Consider the following 18,779-nt stretch of genomic DNA (forward strand, 5'->3'; position numbering starts at 1 on the left):
TTATGTATTTAAAATACAAAGTAAAGCATGTATAAAAAAGTAAAGAAAAGTGCATTACTTATTTCATTTAGCTTTAGGTAAACCTTGTCGAACGATTTGAGAGAAGTGTTGACTACTCTGATCTGAAAGCTGTTCAAAATTTTCAGTACGTGGGTTGATATGCGCAATTTGATACCACTGTTTTAAACTGATATTTTGATTAAGTGCTTTAAGGTCATATAAATAATTAGGTAAGTAACCCGAAGCGATTAGACGATAATCTTTAGGAAGTTCATAGGGGTTAATCGCTTGAACCATATCAAAAATTAAAGTTGTACAGTTACTCGTAAGTGTGTTATACCACTCTGGCTTCTTGCGCAGCTCATCCGATTTCTTAAGATATTCTAAAAATAGCGCTTTTTGCTCGCTACGCGGCATATTGACTGGGAAATTATAAACCTGCTCTTTGCGGATGTTACTGCGCGTGTAGACAATATCTTTTTCATCAGAAGCAATTAAGCTCAGTTCATATTTTCTAAAAAAACCGCCAATTGCCGAAAACTCCTCAGTCTTTTCTTTACGAATCTCGATTGAGAAGACTAGTGGTTGTTGGTGTGCAAATTCGAAACTTACCAGTGTGTGAGCAATTTGTGGTCCCATCCAGTAAGAAGTAATGATATTTACTCCATTTAACTGGTTGAGGTCAAAAGTGCGGGTTTCCCATCGCACATCATAGGTTCCGTCAGGATGCCAGTTGAAGTTACGAACATTGTGCAAAGTGATCACATCACCGTGCTTTTCGTAACTCAGTATATTGGCAACTTCAGGGTTCCAGTCTCGATCTTGACGTGCAGTAATCGAAAAATACCAAACAAGAGAGCAGGCAAACGCTAAAAGATAAATCAGGATATCGGTACGGCGGCTAATAATATGACCTTCAACATATAAGCCAGCCATGCTGAGTGCAAAAGCAATCCATATGCCAATGAGTATGCGGCTTCCTAACCAGCCAAAAGGTTGTTGAACCCAAAGCGCTACGCATACCCAAATGCTAGAGAACACAATAAACAGCGTGAATAAACTATGTAATAGCCCAAAAAGTAGAGCAGTAATAAATTCACGTGTTCCGATATTGTGCATAGGCATCCATAAAATTATTTTTTATAAGTGGCAAACTCGAATGAAGTTCCTGATTTTTCATCAACATGCTGTTCACTTGCGGTTTTATGAAACTCACTTGGTATTGTTGGATAATGTGCATCACCTTGCACATCTAAGTCAACATGAGTAAGTTCAAGACGGTCTGCAATCGATAAGGTTTGCTTGAATATCTCGCCCCCACCAATGATGAATAAAGCTTGTTTTTCGGTATTCTTTACATCTTCTAAAGCTGCGTTTAAAGCATCTTCAATTGAATATGCAACTTTAACAACGTCAAATTGCCAGTTAATGTCACGGGTAATTACCCAGTTCACACGGTTTGGTAGAGCACGGCCCATAGACTCAAGTGTTTTACGGCCCATCACGACCACACCGCCTTGTGTGATTTCTTTAAAATGTTTTAAGTCGGCAGAAATATGCCATGGCAACGCATTGCCTTTACCAATACAGTGGTTTTTGTCCATTGCCACAACGTGGACAACTTCTACATTTTGCCATGCCATAATCTTATTCTCTAAACCGTAATCTAATGAAATTTAAGCCTTTGTTATACTGCAACTGGTGCTTTAATTGCCGGATGTGACTCGTAACCTACAATCTCGATATCTTCAAATTTGAAATCAAATAAGTCAGTTATTTCTGGATTTAGTTTCAATTGGCATAACGGTAAAGGCTCACGTGTCAATTGAAGTTTAGCTTGTTCAAAATGGTTGGCATAAAGATGTGTATCACCACCAGTCCAGACAAAATCACCTACACCTAAACCGCACACTTGAGCAATCATATGGGTGAGTAGAGCATAACTCGCAATATTAAAAGGCACGCCTAAGAACACGTCAGCACTACGTTGATAAAGCTGGCATGACAACTTGTTGTCTTGTACGAAAAACTGGAAGAGCGTATGGCAAGGCGGTAAGGCAACTTGTCCAGCTTCATTTGGGTTCCAGCCAGAAACAATTAAACGGCGTGAATTTGGATTGGTTTTAATTTCATTAATTAACCATTTAATCTGGTCAAAACCATCTTGGTTATAAGAGCCGTCTGCATTTTTAGTTGCGCCGAAATTACGCCATTGATGACCATAGACTGGTCCAAGTTCATGCTCTGGACGGCCAAAGCGAGCAGTTTGTTCTGCTGTTGCCCATTCGTCCCAAATTGAAACTTTATTGTCTTTTAGGTATTGGACGTTAGTGTCGCCTTTTAAAAACCAAAGCAACTCAATCACAATCGAGCGGAAGTGAACTTTTTTGGTAGTGAGTAAAGGAAAACCTTTAGAGAGATCAAAACGCATTTGATGACCAAATACAGAACGGGTTCCTGTGCCTGTACGGTCGCCTTTGTCACCGCCATTATCAAGGATATGTTGTAGTAGGTCTAAATATGCACGCATAACACTCTCGAGTTCGGATTAATTCCATAATATAGAAAGGGGGAGATAGCTCAGAAGATAAATAATTACTCAATAGAGCTGCTTCATCATGAACCACTGAAGATGATACCTGTTGTAGCTCAAGATGAAAATCTAAAATTAGTTCTAAGATATTTTTGCTGAATGTGTTTAGTTAAATCTTTTAGCACGATTTTGATAAATCGAAACAAGAAAAAAGCCAACCAGTACAAAGCCTAAAGCTTGTATGAGATGAATCCATTTATGCTGAAAAGGGAGCAAATACATCAAAATAATAATGATCAAAATAGGATAGATTTTGATTAAAACTCCCAAGCTTGATTTGCCTGATGTGTTGTTTGAAAGTTTGGTATTCAAGTAATGCTCAATATGTAAACCAAATCCGAAAATAAGGCTGAGTATTGTATAAATAGGAGGTAAGGGCTGAACTTGATTAGCAGCATAAACTGCAACACAAACAACGATAATGAAGATAAGTTTGATGTGACGTGGTGCGTTGTACCAATAAGCCAACATATATTGAGCCTATTTATTAAAAAGTGATTGAGGTGAAAAAATAAAAGCTGCAAGCGCCATAAAAGCGATTCCTTGAACACCCCAGATCAGCAAGTTCGGCATTGTTTTAACAAAAATAAGTGCAAATAAAAGAGCGATAGGTATCCACGTCAGCAGGCGATAAAGTAGGCCAGTTGGATTTTTTTGAGCAAAATGCAATTTAAAATAGCGACAGATTAAAAAAATAACCCCAGTCCCTGTAAACATTAGAATGGTATCTAAAGGCAGTGGTTGATACTGATATAACCCAATACAGATCAAAAGTGTAATAATTAAAATTACTAATTTTTTAAATGTCGGGACTTGAGTGTTAAACCAGAATTCCAGCATGTCGTATCTTCATTTTTTGGAGAGTAAAAACTGTAGCATAAAAAAGAAAAGAGGAGCCGAAACTCCTCTGATTTATCATATTAACTGTTCTTTTGTGGGCCCCAGTCATAGATTTTCTTTTGGTAGGCATACCACATCATCCAAAGGCCAATTAATAGCATTGGAACGGTGAGGATCTGACCTTTAGTCATCCAGCCAAATAGAATAAAGCCTTGGTCGGCATCTGGTTGACGGAAGAATTCCATTACGAAGCGTGCAACACCGTAGCCCATTAAAAATAGGGCAGAAACCGCCATGCGTGGACGTGGTTTTGAACTAAACCACCACAAGACAATAAATAGGATTAAGCCTTCACAAATTGCTTGATAAATTTGTGATGGATGGCGTACCAGTTGTAATGGATCAGTTGGGAAGATCATACCGAATGGATAATTTGGGTCAGTTACTGCACGACCATATAACTCTCCACCAATGAAGTTACCAAAGCGACCAAACATTAAGCCAGTCGGTACACATGGGGCGATAAAGTCGAGGGTTTGGAACCATGTTTTTTGATATTTTTTACACCAAAATAACATCGCAATCATGACGCCTAAAAAGCCGCCGTGGAAACTCATACCACCTGTCCAGACTTGGAATAACCAAATCGGATTTTCAAGGAATTTATCAAACTCATAGAAAAGGACATAGCCGACACGACCGCCCAGAACGACACCTAAAGCACCGTAAAACACCAGATCGGAAACCATTTCTGATGTCCAGCCATCACGCTGTTTGGCACGGTAGGAAGCAAGCCCCCAAGCACATAAAAATGCCAATAAATACATGAGTCCATACCAATGGACTTGAAGAGGTCCTAGATGTATTGCGACCGGATCGATATTAGGATAGGTCAGCATTGCTGCTCCTTGATCTTACGTTTTGACAGATTGTAGCGGAATGATGTGAAAAATGTTGTACATTCAATGTGTAAAGATAGGGAATAAGAAAAGATGTGTATTGTGGCTTTAGCATGGCATGTTCTGGATGATATGCCCTTATGTCTTATGTCAAATCGGGATGAGTTCTACCATCGACCAACAGCTTTATTACATCAGTGGCAACATACACCGATTATTGCTGGGCAAGATTTACAGTCGGGTGGGACTTGGATGGGCGTTACACCTCAAGGCCGATGGGCTGTCTTGACCAATTTTAGGGATGGACGAGATCAGAAATCATATGAAACCTCTCGGGGGCATTTAGTTCAGGCTTTTTTAGAGTCAGATTTATTGCCGATTCGATTTGCTCAACAATTAGAACAGCAGCAACAGAACTTCGCTGGCTTTAACCTGTTTATGGGAAATGCTGATCAAGCGGTTTATATGAGTAACCGTGGTGAAGCCCCGCAAGTATTAGCAAATGGTGTTTATGTGGTTTCAAATGGTTTGATGTCTGAACATTGGGAAAAAACCAGACATTTAAGAACACGTTTTACGCAAGAGTTTTTGCCTATGCTTCAGCACCAGACGGAAGAGTTAACTTTGCAACATGCTGCATGGGATATTCTTGAAGATGAACGTAAGGTCACAACGGCATTATTACCCAATACGGGCATTCAGCCAGAAATGGAAGAGTTATTATCATCGACTTTTATTCAAAGCCCTGTGTATGGCACACGTTGTTCAAATTTTTTAAGAATGACCAATAACGAATGGCTTTGGTTGGAAAAGACCCAACAAGGCGAGCATGGTGGGCAAATTGTTCAGCAACAGGTTCTCTTAAATCGATGATAATAAAAATGCCGATCAATTGACCGGCATTTTTAATCATCTAAGAATTAACCCACGATCACACCGCCATCTTTACGGGTAATCACAACAGTTGCTGAGCGTGGACGCGCAGTTTTGTTGCTTGGATCTTTCTGGGTTGCTGGCCAGTTACTTTCTGGTGTCGAGTAACTTGCAGAATCTTCGCCAGGGTGTTGAACATTAATGAAAATTGCTTTGTAGTCAGGTGTCATCGCAATACCTGTAATCTCACATTGCTTAGGTCCCACCAAGAAACGGCGCAAAGTTGAGTCTGTAACTTTAGCACCGACTAAAGTTTGCTGACCATTTGAGGTAGTTGCAGGAGCACCATCTCCAATCTGGCCTGGTAGCGCAGCAAGCATCATACAGTTAGTGACATCAGTATATGCGCCATCATCTGTTTGAATCCAAAGTACGCCACGTGGGTCGAACCACATACCATCTGGAGATGACAAATCATTGTTGTCTGTTAAACCAGATAGGTTGATGTTTGAAGCCATAGATGCTTCTGCACCAAATAGGTAAATATCCCATTTGAAGGTTTCAGCAGTCGTTTTGTCATCAGTTTCTTTAAAACGGATAATATGACCGTTAACGTTACCCTTTTGCTCTTTAGTGCCGTTGTAGAGGTCTGTGTAGTTACGTGGGTTTGCAGCATCGGTCGCGTAATCTTTACCACGATTTGAGTTATTGGTTAGGGTGACATAGACCTCGCCGTTTACTGGGTTGACCGTACACCATTCTGGGCGGTCCATTTTTGTAGCACCGACTGCATCGGCGGCTAAACGTGCAAATGTGACAACGTCAGCTTGAGATTTAAATGGGTAGGTCGTGTTGCTTTCATTTAAGCCATTTTTGCTATAAGCAAGTTCAATCCATTGACCTGAACCATCGTTATTAAACTTGGCAACATACAATTTACCTGCGTTCATGTATTTGTCGCCAACTGCATAACCGCCATTTATATCTTTAGCATCCCACACTGCGGTAGAGACGAATTTATAGATGTACTCACCGCGAGAATCATCGCCCATATAAAATGCTAATGGTTGACCTACAACGGCACGGCAAGCACTGTCTTCATGTGCAAAACGACCAAGTGAAGTACGTTTAACTGGGTTTTGACGTCTATCAAATGGATCAATCTCGACCATCCAGCCGAATGTATTTGGACCGTTACGGTAGTCTTGGGTAGCTTGTGCGGCTTTTACGTCGGCATTCCAGCGGTCATATAAGTCTTGTGACTCTACTTGACCAATTGCTGTTTCCCAGCCGTAGCGTGAACTTGCACCTAAATAAATTTGTCGTCCTTGTTCATCAACGTTAGGGATTAACTCACCATTTTTATCTTTTTCATAAATGATTTTGCCCTCGGTATCTTTTTTAGGGGCACCTTTCTCATCTTTCTCATAACGATAGAGCTCATCTTTTTTAACACCTAACCCATAACGCTTTAATGCAATTTTTTCTGCATCTGTACGTGCATATTCATCGCTACCTGAACGTTGGAAATAACCAATAAAGTTTTCTTCCGTGGTTAAGTATGTGCCCCAAGGTGTATAACCATTACCGCAGTTATTATGGGTACCGCGAGTTTTACGTGCATTAGGGGAGAAGCGAGTTGCGAGTAAGCCAGAACCAGCTGCTGCACCTTCAAAATCCATCTCTGTTGATGCTGTAATACGACGGTTAAAAGCAGAACTTTTATCAATTGTTACTTGTTGAGTTGTTGGGTCTTTTTTAATGTGAACAATAGAAACGCCATGCGCATTGGTTTCACGAATAACTTCATCTTCAGGACGACGTCCATCAACTCTTGTTGGACCTTTTGGGTGAAGGAAGGTCTGGTTGATATATTCGTGATTCATGACTAACAAACCTTCAGCTGAAACACTTTCGTCAAAGCGGTTTGTTGAAGTATTTAAGCCAAAATAATGCATACCATCATGGCAGTCGCCAGAGCGAAACTGGAAGCTTGGACCAGATGGAATATTATTGTCGTCCCAATCTCCAACTTTTGGATTGATTGAGTCACCTAAAGCATAGATAACATTCGCTTCATAACCTTCAGGTACAGTCACAATATCATTATGGTTTTTCGCAACTGCGGTAAAAGTTAATTTTTCTGGTTTTTTATTTGGGTCTACAGGTGTGGTTCCACCGTTGTTAGAACCTGAATCATCATCGCTATCATTACAGCCAGTTAAAGTAGAAGCTAAAGTCAATGCTACAGCACCACTTGCTGCTTTAGTAATTAAACTACGGCGACTGATGTGTTGTTCTAAAATGTCACGAAAGTGGATATTGTCAGAAGAATTATTATCCAATTCTTGGTCTTCATGATATGGCGTCAGCTCTGTCATGGGGAATTCCTAAGTAAATAAAGAGATTGTTCTAAAATTCTTCATGAGCTTAGTTTGTGAATGTGACGAGGCGTTGACGTTTTGATGATAAGTTAATGAAAAGTTCTGTAATTTTTCATTTAATTTTCATAAAAAGTAAAAGTTGAATGTAAAAATATTAAAGCTGACCTTAGCCAGCTTTAATATTTAGAGAGGTTATGAAAAATTATTTAGTTGTGACTGAAGGGGCAATTGGGTCTGCTGTAATATAGCCGACGTTAGCACTATAACCATTGTTGTAATTTTGGTTAATTAAGGCCTTAACATCCTCAGGTACACTACTACTATCGCCTGGATGTTGGAAGTTGCTCATGATGTAAGTCCAGCCATTGATTGAATCTACAGCATGTAAACCTGTTGACTCTGCACCTGCAGGTGTAGAAAGCAGTCGTGTTAACTCTTTGGTATCTACATTGTATGCCCACAAGAAGTTGTTCACGTGGTTACCTGAGTCTTCACCAATGAATAATGTACGTAAAGTTTCAGAGAACTTCAGATTGTCTGGGCTAGCAATTTTGTCTGGATTCGCTGTATTACCTAAACTATCTTTCGCAGCAAGATCTTCACCCATGAGTAGCATATATGAGTAAAGAGGAACCCACTCACTATTAATTGCGCTGCCTTCATTGTCTGTAAAGCTATTACCTAATTTGTGTGCAAGCACGCCACCAGCAGTAATCTTTTTAGAGAACGCGACATTATGTCCAGCGACATAACCTTTACCGCCAATGACCATTGAATCTTGAATATTAGCTAAAGCAGAGTAAGCAACTTTATCTTTAATATTTACGTTAGTGCCTTCCATCTTGGTGAATGCCATACTTGCACCTTTTAGTGCTGCATAACGATGTGTTTCCAAGAAAGCTGCTGCTTTTTCCATACCTGGTTTAAGTTTGACCCAAAGCTGTTTCTTTGCCAAAGTGATTTCAGTATAGCTCGCATCATTTGGATTGGTTGTTAAACTTTCCATGATGTCAGTTGACTTAATCCCACCAGCAACTAAATCCTCAATTTCTTTACTTGTCGCATGGCCAAGTTTGATCCATTGAATGCTAGCAGTTGAGGTTTCAGTTAGCGTATTGATGTATTTAGCAACGTATAGTGTCCCTGCCGATAAATCTTTTTCTTTATCTGCAACGAACATGAAGAAGCCACCGTTGGTGTAGTCATCTCCCATAAGTGCTGTACGGTTGTCTGGCATAACATGGATAAGTTCGTGAGAAATACGACCTAAACAATAGTGCTTTTTAATGCTACCAGTACCATCAAGGTTAACTGTTACTTCTGGCAAATGACCATAGTTATATGGGTTTGCTTTAGTTTCATCACCAAAGAAGTATTTACCAAGATATTTTGGATCTGTACCGCCAATACCTTGATTGAATGCATCTGGCTCATATTCTTCACTTGATAAGTGAGTGTTCCAAGGTGATAAGCTAGCACCGCAAGTAATCCATAAACCGTGTACTGGTGCAGTATCAACGTTGAAGTATTTTTTAAGTTCTAGGTGACCTGTTTTTTGGTCTTGATCTAAAGTCAAAATTGCGATTGGTGAAGGTAATTGACCGTAAGTATCACCGCCTGCTTGGTCTTTAGAGTTGTATTCAAATTGAACAACATGGAACACTGGGTTTGCTACGCCTTCAACTTTCGCACCTTCTAATTGAATTAGAGATGAACCATCTGGACAGTCTGAAAAGAATTGACGTTCTTTACCAGCAACTGACTTATCCATAATTGGATTGCCGTTAACATCAAAATAACCACCCGCGATAATCGTCCCACCACCAAGTTTTGGTACGCTATCACCAGTTTTAAAGAAAGGTTTATAAGCGAGTTGGTATTCAGTACTGGTTGAATTTTCCCAATCAATTTTTAATTTAGAATTCACTACAGTTGTTGCACGATCAGCTGCAGTTGTTGGCGCTGGCATTGCTGTGAATTTTGCATTTTTAAATTTGCTTGGTTGTGGTGTGGGAGTGACTACTGAGCTGTCATCACTATCATTACAACCTGCTAATGTTGCTGCCGTAGCCATCGCTCCTAATGGTAGAAAAGGAATCCCCGAAAACCATTTTAAAATTTCGCGACGCGTTGGTTGAGTAGAAGCAGTTGTCATAAGAAATCCGTAAATTTTGTGGGTATATTTGTTGAGTTGATTCTATGGACTGAAAATGACACTTTTCTTACATTTTTAAGTCACTTTGAAGACAGTTTATTGCTTTGTAGATTAAAAAGTGTTCTACATAAAAAAGCCTGAACTTGTAGGTTCAGGCTGTTCCTTAGAAATCATTTTATTCAGCAGGATGGGCTTTTCTTTTCTCAAGAATTTTACCAAAGAGCAATCCCAGCTCAAAAAGTAACCACATTGGAATTGCTAACATCACCATTGAAATTGCATCTGGTGGTGTAATAAACATCGCTACAAAAAAGCATCCAACAATAATAAAACGTCGCTTTTCAGCAAGGCTTTTTGTATTTACCACACCGATTAAAATAAGGAGGAGCGTCGCGATTGGAATTTCAAAAGTCAGTCCAAATACTAAAAATAACTTTAAGCAGAAGCTTAGGTAGCTATTAATATCCGTCATCGGTGCAACAGTTTCAGGCGATACACTAATAAAGAAATGTAAAATTGCCGGAAGAGTAATGTAATATGCAAAAGCAACGCCCGCATAAAACAAGACAATACTACCGATGAGTAATGGTAGTGCTAAATGACGTTCTTTTTGATAGAGTGCTGGACGAACAAATGACCAGATTTCATACAGAATAAATGGCATTGCCAGTACAAGCGCGACAAATAAATTGAGTTTAAAAGGCGCCATAAAGGTTGCAGTGACATCGGTTGCAATCATTGACGAGGAGGTCGGAAGTTGCAGCCTCAAAGGTTCAGATAGTAATTGGTAAGTATTATTTCTAAAAGGTAATAAGCAAAAAAATAAAAATAAGGTTACCCCGACAATCCTAAATAAATGACGTCGTAAAACGACCAAATGGCTCATGATTGGCATTTGGTCTAAATTTTCCTGATTATTTACAGTGGTTGAAGGCAGTTGGTTCATACGGCAATCTTCAATTTAACAGGTGATGTCTCTGAAATATCAGTTGATGATGCTAAAGGCATAAATTTTCTAATGTATGGGACTTTATAATGGCCTGATATAGGAAGACATATCCGAATAGGTTGGGGCACTGATTTGGTTATCTCAGCCTTATCTATATTTTCAGAAATATTCTGCTTTTGAATTTCTTCAAGCTGTTGTTGTACTTTACGTTCTAGTGCTTCAATGCGGTTGAGCTCTTCTTGCATTTCTTTTCGAAACTCAGAAAGACGCAACTCTTGATCAATCTCATTTTGCAAATTGGTAATATAACGTTTTAGACGAACATACCAACGACCAGCAAAGCGTGCAGCTTCTGGAAGTTTATCCGGACCTAAAACTAAAATTGCAATAATTGCAAAACAGAGTAGCTCTGTCATTCCTACATCAAGCATGGTCGGAAACCTTTAGCTTTTTACTGATGTGCTGTCAGGTGTTTTGACTTGGGCATCAATTGTACGTGGAGTATTAAGAGCAGTAGTCTCATCTTCTTCACGAACTGATTTTTTAAAGTCTTTTACTGCACCGCCTACGTCTTTACCGATATTTTTTAATTTCGACGTACCGAATAATAAAATAACGACAATTGCAAAAATAACGACATGCCAAATAGATAAACCGGCCATGATCTTATACCTCTTTTCAGTTTGCTTTATATCAACAGGTTGCCATGACAGGAATGTGACATTTATATGTCATTTTTAAGACAATGAATGACTGTCAAAACCTAAAAAGTTCATTTTATAAACTGAATATCTTCTTTTTTTATTTATACATAGTTTGAAAAGAGTCACTTAAATTACTTGAAATGGAGAGTACATTTCATTTTGAAAAGGTGTAGCATAGCAAGCTGGTTTTAATGAGCAAGAGGAGAGAGCGTGGCGCTACTACTGCCTGTATTGGCATTTATCACAGGACTTCTACTTGCTCAGACTTCCATTGCAGAAACCATAAAACCTATTCTTTCAGCTTGGCTTGCCCGCTTACTAATTCCGATTGTTATTATTTACAACATGGTATTTTATCAGCCAGGTAGTTTGAGTTTGATGCTGTTTAGCTTCGGTTCAGCATTTCTTATTTTCTTTGCCTATTTAGCTCTATTTAACGACAGATTGTTAGCGCTATGCGTGAGTTATACCAATATGGGGTGGCTTGGTTTTCCCTTTGCTATGGCTTTATTTGGCCCTGATGCTACGGCTCCTATTGTGGCTTTATATATTGGTATGTCTCTTTTTGGAAATGCATGGGCTGTTACGGCAGTCACCACTGCACCACAAAGTAAGCTCAACATATTAAAAAAGGTTTTAACTTCTCCACCGTGTATTTCAATATTTTGTGCACTTTTACTTAGGTCGTTAGGTGCTCAACATATCGAGCATCCTGCTATACATTGGGTATATGAAGTTGCCAAGTTTGTCATGACTTTTGCTGGTATGTGTGTGCTGGGAATGTGGCTACGCCGTACTCGCGTGCATTTAAAAGACTTAATTTACAGTACAAAAGCTCAAGCATTTAAAGTAGTGTGCGGATTTATTCTCTGTGGCTTAACTTATAGATTTTTACCCATTCCAAATATCAGCCAGCAAATTGGAGTGATGTTTTTAATGTTCTGTCTGCCGCCAGCTGCCAATATTGTAGCACTAGAAACACATTACCAAGGGACGGGAAGATCTGCGGCTTATATTGCTTCGGGGACGATTGTGAGTTGTGTGTGTATTGCGATTTATGCTGTGTTTTTACACTTGTTCGTTTAATCTTTATTTAATTCTAAGTTTCCTAAACTTGCTTGTGCGAAGGCGGTATGGATGCCGCCAGTTAGACTGTGGCACAAGGATGTGCCATCAGTCTAACAAAAGATTTTTGCTTACTTTTCATCTTTGAAAAGTAAGGGGTGCCTATACAAAGTTTAATATATTCTAACGCTGCATATTGTGGCCATGTGATCAACTTACTTCTGCAAGCTCTCTTTAAATAACTGCATCGCTTGCCCACGATGACTAATCTTATTCTTGTCTTCTTTAGACAATTCAGCGCTAGACACTTGTAGCTCAGGCAACCAGAACAATGGGTCATAACCAAAGCCATTTTCGCCACGTGCAGCTTCTAAAATTTCACCGTGCCAGATGCCTTGGAAAATTTGTGGTAAAGGATCTTTAGCATGCGTCACTAAAGCAAGTACGCATACAAACATACCTTCAATTACTTCACCATTTTTACGGTAGGGTAAAAGGTCATTTAATAATTTGGCATTGTTGGCTGCATCGTCACCATGTTCTCCAGCATAGCGTGCTGAATAAATACCAGGTGCGCCGCCTAAGACTGGTACACAAATACCAGAGTCGTCAGCCATAGCAGGTTTACCTGAAATTTTAGAGGCATGACGAGCTTTAATAATAGCATTTTCAATAAAGCTTAAGCCGTCTTCAATTGCATCAGGAATATTAAGGCGACCTTGAGGAATAATTTCTACTGGTAACTTAAGCTGTTCAAAAAGTTTTTCAAACTCTGCGACTTTACCTTTGTTATTGCTGGCAAGAACTAAACTGCCCTGATCAAACCAATGTGGGGTAGACATAATAAAACCAAACTTTATAGCTAATATCGAACGTGAGTTATGTTACGTGTTTTTTAAGAGGGGATATAGAGGGAAATAAATAGAATATAAAATGGGACAACCTAAACTAAAGCCACCTTGTAGAGCATACAAGGTGGCTTTAGTCGAGTAAGGTTTTTTACGGATGAACCGTTATTATTGCGCTTGAATCCATTTGTCCGCACGGTCACGCGCTGTACGGATTTGTTCTTGAGTTAAGTTCGCTGCTAGAGCAGTTTTCTTACCTTCAGATAGGCTAATCACTTTATTGTCGAGCATGCCATCACGAGTTGAAAGCTCATACCATTGGTAAGCACCAACGTAGTTTTTCTTTTGCTCTTCCATCATCGCGAGGTTGTAGCTTGCACGGTTATCGCCATTGCTTGCTGCTTTTTCAAAGTATTTACGAGCCATAGACTCATCTTTTTTAACACCAATACCGTCGGCATACATGCGGCCTACGTTTAATTGTGCTGGCGATAAACCTTGATCCGCTGCTGCTTTAAACCATGCGAAAGCCTGTTTGTCATCTTTTGCTACATCTTTACCATATTGATAATGTGTACCAAGATAAAACTGTGCGCCTGCTTGACCAGCTTTTGCTGCTTTCTGAAGATCGTTAATCCCCATTGTTGAAAAACGTGCAGCCTGACTCGCAACCGATTGTGGCTGGGCGATATAATCTGCATGAGCCTGCATACTTAGCAGTCCTGCAAATAGTGTGCTAAATAATGTCTTTTTCATAGTGCACTCACTCGATAAATAGCGACTTCACCAAACAAATTCGGAACATGTTTGCTTAACAGGCTTCCCTGCTGATTTCCATTGACGGCGAGTCGATTAATAATTTGTATCTGATTTTCAGCACATAGTGCTTCGAAATCTTTAAATGTACATAAATGAATGTTGGGGGTGTTATACCACATATATGGTAGAGCATCCGATACAGGCATCATTCCTTTTAATGCAAGAAAAGAGCGAGTCTTCCAATGCGCAAAGTTTGGAAAAGTAATAATTGCCTGTTTACCCACACGCACCATGTCTCTTAATAAAACATCGGGTGCATCTACGGCTTGCAAAGCTTGTGCCATAACCACATAGTCAAAGGACTGGTCTGCAAAGCGGCTTAAGCCGAGATTCAAATCTTGTTGAATAATATTTAACCCGCGACTGACGGCAATTGCAATCTTTTCTTGATCAATTTCTAAGCCATAAGCACGAATTTGATGCTTTTGGCTCATATGAGCGAGTAATTCACCGTCACCACACCCTAAATCGAGTACGCTTGAGCCGGGTTTAATCCACTTTTCTGCCAGTTGTTGATCAATACGCATTAGCTTGCCTCCAGTGATGTCGATTTTAAGTGTTCTTCACCGCCTAAGAAAGCGCGCATGGTTTTGACATACAGTGGAATAGGGAATAAGAACGAGTCATGGCCTTGTTCAGCATCAATGTCGAGATAACTTACTGGCTTATGATTGGTAATAAGCGCATCTACAATTTCTTGTGAGCGGCTTGGTGCAAAACGCCAGTCAGTTGTGAACGAGACAATAAGGAACTGGCATTTAGTTTTGCCCATTGCTTGAGTTAAAGAATGACCGTACTCACGAGATGGGTCAAAGTAATCTAAAGCTTTAGTCATGATGAGATAGGTATTGGCATCAAAGTTACGGCTGAACTGTTCACCTTGATAACGTAGATAGCTTTCGACCTGAAACTCGACATCAAAACCGTACATAAATTTGCCAGATTTTAAATCACGTCCAAATTTTTGTTTCATGGCTTCTTCTGAAAGATAGGTGATATGACCTACCATGCGAGCCAGAATTAGTCCGCGTTTCGGGTAACTATCATTTTCCAAATAACGGCCATGATGGAAATCTGGATCAGACAAGATTGACTGACGAGCAACCTCATTAAATGCAATATTCTGTGCTGAAAGCTTTGGTGCACTGGCAATAATCACACATTTTTGTAGGCGGTCAGGGTAGTCTACGGACCATTGTAGTGCTTGCATGCCTCCTAATGATCCACCGACCACTGCATACCAGACATCTACACCCAAACGGTCAGAAAGCATGGCTTGTGTTTTAACCCAGTCACGTACCGTTACTAATGGAAAATCAGGTCCATATGGGCGATTGTCATTTTCAGGATTTGGTGAGGTCGGGCCAGTTGAGCCATTACAGCCACCAATATTATTTAGCGAAACTACAAAAAACTTATTCGTATCAATTGCCTTACCCGGGCCAATACAGCTATCCCACCATCCAGCTTTTTTATCATCTTCGTGGTGATAACCCGCTGCATGATGATGTCCGGAAAGAGCGTGACAGATTAAAATTGCATTTGATTTATTAGCATTTAAAGTGCCGTAAGTTTCGACCATTAGTTCAAAACGTGGCAAAACACGATCACATTCAAGGTGTAATGGTTCTTCAAATTGGAACTTTTGCGGAGTGACTAACCCCACTGAATCAGCTGGAAAAGACACGGGAACATTTCGCCTTTTAAATCTTTCAGGAATAAAAAGAAAGGATACCAAGCTAGGTATCCTTTCCAAAGTCTTTTTTTTAATTAAACAGCGGCGGCAACAACCTGATCTGTACTTAAAACACCTTGATCAATCAAACGGTTGGTACACGCAATAATTGCTTCAATGGATGAGGTGACTGTATTGTCATGAACACCAGCACCAAATGAACCTTTACCTGTACCTTTTACTTGAAGCTCAATTAAGGTTAATGCTTTCGCATTTGCACCTGAACTAATACTACGTTCTTCATAGTTCAATACGTCAATTGGTAATTGAAGAGCATTTAAGAATGCAGAAATCGGTCCATTACCTTCACCACGAAGCTGTTGTGTTTCACCTTCGACATCTACATCAAGTTCGATAATTTGAGTGCCATTAATGTCAGATAACTTGTAGTGTTTGACTGTGTAATGATGATTCTTCACATCAACATAAGTGTCTTTAAATAAGGTCCAGATTTCTTTAGCATTAATTTCTGTACCGTTCTCATCAGCATATTGTTGAACAACCTGACTGAATTCGATTTGTAAACGACGTGGTAATACAACGTTGTAGTTTGATTCTAATAAATAAGCGATACCACCTTTACCAGACTGACTATTTACACGAATAACTGCGTCATAGTCGCGGCCCAAATCTTTCGGGTCGATTGGTAAGTAAGGCATATCCCAGATTTCTTCGTTTTTCTGGTACTCGAAGCCTTTTTTGATCGCATCCTGATGTGAACCAGAGAATGCAGTAAATACCAAGTCACCTGCATATGGATGACGAGGGTGTACAGGTAAACCAGTACATTCTTCAACTGTTGCAATCACTTCATTAATATTAGAAAAATCTAACTCTGGTGCTACACCTTGGGTATACATGTTCAATGCAATTGCTGCAACGTCAACGTTACCTGTACGTTCACCATTACCGAACACACAGCCTTCAACACGGTCAGCACCCGCCATAATGGCAAGTTCTGATGCAGCAATACCACAGCCGCGGTCATTGTGGCAGTGAACAGAAATGATCACACCATCACGACGTGCCAAATTACGATGCATCCATTCAATTTGGTCTGCATAAACATTTGGTGTAGAAACTTCTACAGTCGCAGGTAAGTTTAAAATCACTTTATGGTCAGGACGTGCATCCCAGATTTCTGTGACGGCATCACAGACATCTTTAGCCACTTCTAATTCAGTTGCAGAGAAGCATTCTGGGCTGTACTGAAAAATCCAGTCAGTTTGAGGATACTGTGCAGCATACTCTTTAACTTTTTGAGCAGCATTAATTGCTAACTGTTTTGCACCATTAACATCTACATTCAACACCTTTTGACGGAAGGTTGGAGAGTTCGAGTTATAAATATGCACAATTGCGCGTTTAGCACCTGCCAAAGACTCGAAAGTACGTTCAATTAAATGGTCACGTGCTTGAACCAAAACCTCAATGTATACGTCATCAGGAATATGATTTTCTTCAATCAACATGCGAGTAAAATCGAAGTCAATTTGAGACGCAGAAGGGAAACCGATTTCAATATGTTTAAAACCAATTTTTACAAGCATTTTGAACATTTTGAATTTTTGTTCCATGTTCATCGGTTCAAAAATTGCTTGGTTACCGTCACGTAAATCGGTACTCATCCAGATTGGCGCTTTTGTAATTTCTTTATTCGGCCATTGGCGATCTGGTAAATCCACACGTTGGTACATACGGCGGTATTTTTTGCTAGGGTCAGCCAACATCATGAGAAAACTCCTTGTCTCGTAGCGCGGTTGCTCTGGATATATTTAAAAGGCAACGTCTCTACTTAATATATGGTATCTAATTCAGAAAAATTAAAGGTAATTTTGAAGTGCTGCTTTAAAAAGCAGACAAAATTTTTATACGCGCGCTTGGCGCAGCATCAGGAGTTGCAGATGATGTCTTGCTTGAGTAGGCTGGGCAAACAAGTAATTCGTTTTCATCTCTAGACCGTAGAATAATAAGTTTGATGGTTTGCGGGGGGAATCTTGATATTTAGATATATCACATCTAAACAATGATTACACCTTGTGCAAAATTCTTATCATAATTTTAGTTAAATAATTTAGAAAATAATTTTCTAATTTTGCGCTGTTTTATTTTTTATGGAAAATTATTTTCATATTCTTGCCTTTTTAAGGAAAAAAAGTTTATTAAGAATTAAAAAGGCAAAAATAAATATAGTTACAGCTCTGACCACATTCGAATTAAATTATGATAAATGTTGGTGAGCTTCATGACTTCTGGGTAGTTATCGCCGTGTGATTTGCGTAGTTCTCGAATGCTCTCATCAAGATTAAATAAGAGATGGCGTTTACTATCGTCTCGGACCAAACTTTGTACCCAGAAAAAAGAAGCAAAACGAGTACCTGAGGTAATGCTACTGACTTCGTGCAGGCTAGTAGACGGGTAGAGCACGACATCACCTGCTGGTAATTTAACTTCGTGATAACCATAAGTGTCTTCAATCACTAGGTCACCACCTTCATATTCATCGGGTTCACTTAAAAATAATGTACAAGATAAATCAGTGCGGAGCTGCTCAGAAGTTCCACGGATAAGGCGAATTGAGTTGTCTACATGGAAACCGAAGCTTTCATGTTCATCATAACGATTAAAAAGCGGTGGAATAATTTTGTGGGGTAGGGCAGCAGCCTGAAACACTGGATTTTGCCAAATTGCTTTGATGACAAGATCACTTAAATGATGAGTAAGCGGGTCTTGTTCTGAGAGTTGCTGATTTCTTTTCACAGAAGCAGACAAGGTACCGGCAGTCACTTTCCCACCTACCCAATTGGCGTCTTTCATGAGCTTACGAAACTCGGCAACTTGCTCTTTGCTTAAAACATTCGGGATATGATGAATCACAGCAAACACCTTTTAATATAAATACTTCATTTGTAAAA

General features: G+C 39.6%; 18 protein-coding genes and 1 pseudogene. 2 read left to right on the forward strand and 17 right to left on the reverse strand.

Translation table 11 applies throughout. The features are described 5' to 3' along the window. Positions 1-63: 63 nt before the first annotated feature. From MKL51_RS01690 to lgt, 6 genes and pseudogenes are all read right to left on the reverse strand, one after another. A complete protein-coding gene (locus tag MKL51_RS01690; RefSeq protein WP_005079166.1) occupies positions 64-1,119 on the reverse strand; it encodes a DUF4105 domain-containing protein in 1,056 nt (351 codons plus the stop codon). Between the two features lie 14 nt (positions 1,120-1,133). Continuing rightward, positions 1,134-1,643 (reverse strand): dihydrofolate reductase, encoded by a 510-nt coding sequence (locus MKL51_RS01695; RefSeq protein WP_270904161.1) that lies wholly within the window; start codon positions 1,641-1,643, stop codon positions 1,134-1,136. Positions 1,644-1,687: 44 nt separating this feature from the next. Next, the gene (thyA, locus tag MKL51_RS01700; RefSeq protein ID WP_017482022.1) at positions 1,688-2,530 is read right to left on the reverse strand and encodes a thymidylate synthase; all 843 of its coding nucleotides are present in this window, start codon (positions 2,528-2,530) and stop codon (positions 1,688-1,690) included. A 146-nt stretch (positions 2,531-2,676) separates the two neighbouring features. Beyond that, positions 2,677-3,064, reverse strand: a pseudogene (locus MKL51_RS01705) (hypothetical protein); the annotation flags it as partial. Positions 3,065-3,073: 9 nt separating this feature from the next. Continuing rightward, positions 3,074-3,433 (reverse strand): hypothetical protein, encoded by a 360-nt coding sequence (locus MKL51_RS01710; RefSeq protein ID WP_002115133.1) that lies wholly within the window; start codon positions 3,431-3,433, stop codon positions 3,074-3,076. 80 nt (positions 3,434-3,513) lie between these two features. Further along, positions 3,514-4,332: a prolipoprotein diacylglyceryl transferase gene (gene lgt, locus MKL51_RS01715; protein WP_005066098.1), complete on the reverse strand. Its 819-nt coding sequence runs from the start codon at positions 4,330-4,332 to the stop codon at positions 3,514-3,516. 93 nt (positions 4,333-4,425) lie between these two features. Between lgt and MKL51_RS01720 the strand changes: the two genes are divergently transcribed. Further along, positions 4,426-5,205, forward strand: coding sequence for an NRDE family protein (locus MKL51_RS01720; RefSeq protein ID WP_005066100.1), 780 nt, complete (start codon positions 4,426-4,428; stop codon positions 5,203-5,205). A gap of 47 nt (positions 5,206-5,252) precedes the next feature. On the opposite strand, the gene MKL51_RS01725 is transcribed toward MKL51_RS01720, so the two are convergent. The 5 genes from MKL51_RS01725 to MKL51_RS01745 form a co-directional block, all read right to left on the reverse strand. After that, positions 5,253-7,586, reverse strand: a complete 2,334-nt coding sequence (locus tag MKL51_RS01725) for a PhoX family protein (protein WP_032005634.1) — start codon at positions 7,584-7,586, stop codon at positions 5,253-5,255. 205 nt (positions 7,587-7,791) lie between these two features. Further along, positions 7,792-9,744, reverse strand: a complete 1,953-nt coding sequence (locus MKL51_RS01730) for a PhoX family protein (RefSeq protein ID WP_017398797.1) — start codon at positions 9,742-9,744, stop codon at positions 7,792-7,794. Positions 9,745-9,919: 175 nt separating this feature from the next. After that, positions 9,920-10,690, reverse strand: a complete 771-nt coding sequence (gene tatC / locus MKL51_RS01735) for a twin-arginine translocase subunit TatC (protein WP_032005632.1) — start codon at positions 10,688-10,690, stop codon at positions 9,920-9,922. After that, positions 10,687-11,124: a Sec-independent protein translocase protein TatB gene (tatB, locus tag MKL51_RS01740; RefSeq protein WP_032005629.1), complete on the reverse strand. Its 438-nt coding sequence runs from the start codon at positions 11,122-11,124 to the stop codon at positions 10,687-10,689. The genes tatC and tatB overlap by 4 nt, the downstream gene beginning before the upstream one ends. 12 nt (positions 11,125-11,136) lie before the next feature. Further along, entirely contained in the window at positions 11,137-11,355 is a 219-nt protein-coding gene (locus MKL51_RS01745; RefSeq protein WP_002114991.1) for a Sec-independent protein translocase subunit TatA, read from the reverse strand. Positions 11,356-11,607: 252 nt separating this feature from the next. Here MKL51_RS01745 and MKL51_RS01750 point away from each other — a divergent pair, with 252 nt between their 5' ends. Continuing rightward, entirely contained in the window at positions 11,608-12,483 is an 876-nt protein-coding gene (locus MKL51_RS01750; RefSeq protein WP_032005627.1) for an AEC family transporter, read from the forward strand. Between the two features lie 194 nt (positions 12,484-12,677). On the opposite strand, the gene rdgB is transcribed toward MKL51_RS01750, so the two are convergent. The 6 genes from rdgB to MKL51_RS01780 all read right to left on the reverse strand — a co-directional run bounded on the left by rdgB (position 12,678) and on the right by MKL51_RS01780 (position 18,741). Further along, the gene (rdgB, locus tag MKL51_RS01755; protein WP_032005626.1) at positions 12,678-13,304 is read right to left on the reverse strand and encodes an RdgB/HAM1 family non-canonical purine NTP pyrophosphatase; all 627 of its coding nucleotides are present in this window, start codon (positions 13,302-13,304) and stop codon (positions 12,678-12,680) included. A 174-nt stretch (positions 13,305-13,478) separates the two neighbouring features. Next, complete coding sequence (locus MKL51_RS01760; RefSeq protein WP_005804213.1) at positions 13,479-14,066, reverse strand: tetratricopeptide repeat protein; 588 nt, start codon at positions 14,064-14,066, stop codon at positions 13,479-13,481. Beyond that, positions 14,063-14,656 carry a methionine biosynthesis protein MetW gene (gene metW / locus MKL51_RS01765; protein ID WP_001217230.1) on the reverse strand — a complete coding sequence of 198 codons (594 nt, stop codon included), beginning with the start codon at positions 14,654-14,656 and terminating at the stop codon, positions 14,063-14,065. Before metW ends, MKL51_RS01760 begins: the two co-directional genes overlap by 4 nt. After that, entirely contained in the window at positions 14,656-15,816 is a 1,161-nt protein-coding gene (metX, locus tag MKL51_RS01770) for a homoserine O-succinyltransferase MetX (RefSeq protein WP_032005624.1), read from the reverse strand. Before metX ends, metW begins: the two co-directional genes overlap by 1 nt. A gap of 83 nt (positions 15,817-15,899) precedes the next feature. Beyond that, on the reverse strand, positions 15,900-17,597 hold the full coding sequence (gene leuA / locus MKL51_RS01775) for a 2-isopropylmalate synthase (RefSeq protein ID WP_032005622.1): 1,698 nt from the start codon (positions 17,595-17,597) through the stop codon (positions 15,900-15,902). Positions 17,598-18,057: 460 nt separating this feature from the next. After that, positions 18,058-18,741 (reverse strand): Fe2+-dependent dioxygenase, encoded by a 684-nt coding sequence (locus tag MKL51_RS01780; RefSeq protein WP_017398803.1) that lies wholly within the window; start codon positions 18,739-18,741, stop codon positions 18,058-18,060. Positions 18,742-18,779: the final 38 nt, after the last annotated feature.

Source organism: Acinetobacter sp. AOR18_HL (assembly GCF_027855145.1).
Lineage (GTDB): Bacteria > Pseudomonadota > Gammaproteobacteria > Pseudomonadales > Moraxellaceae > Acinetobacter > Acinetobacter pittii.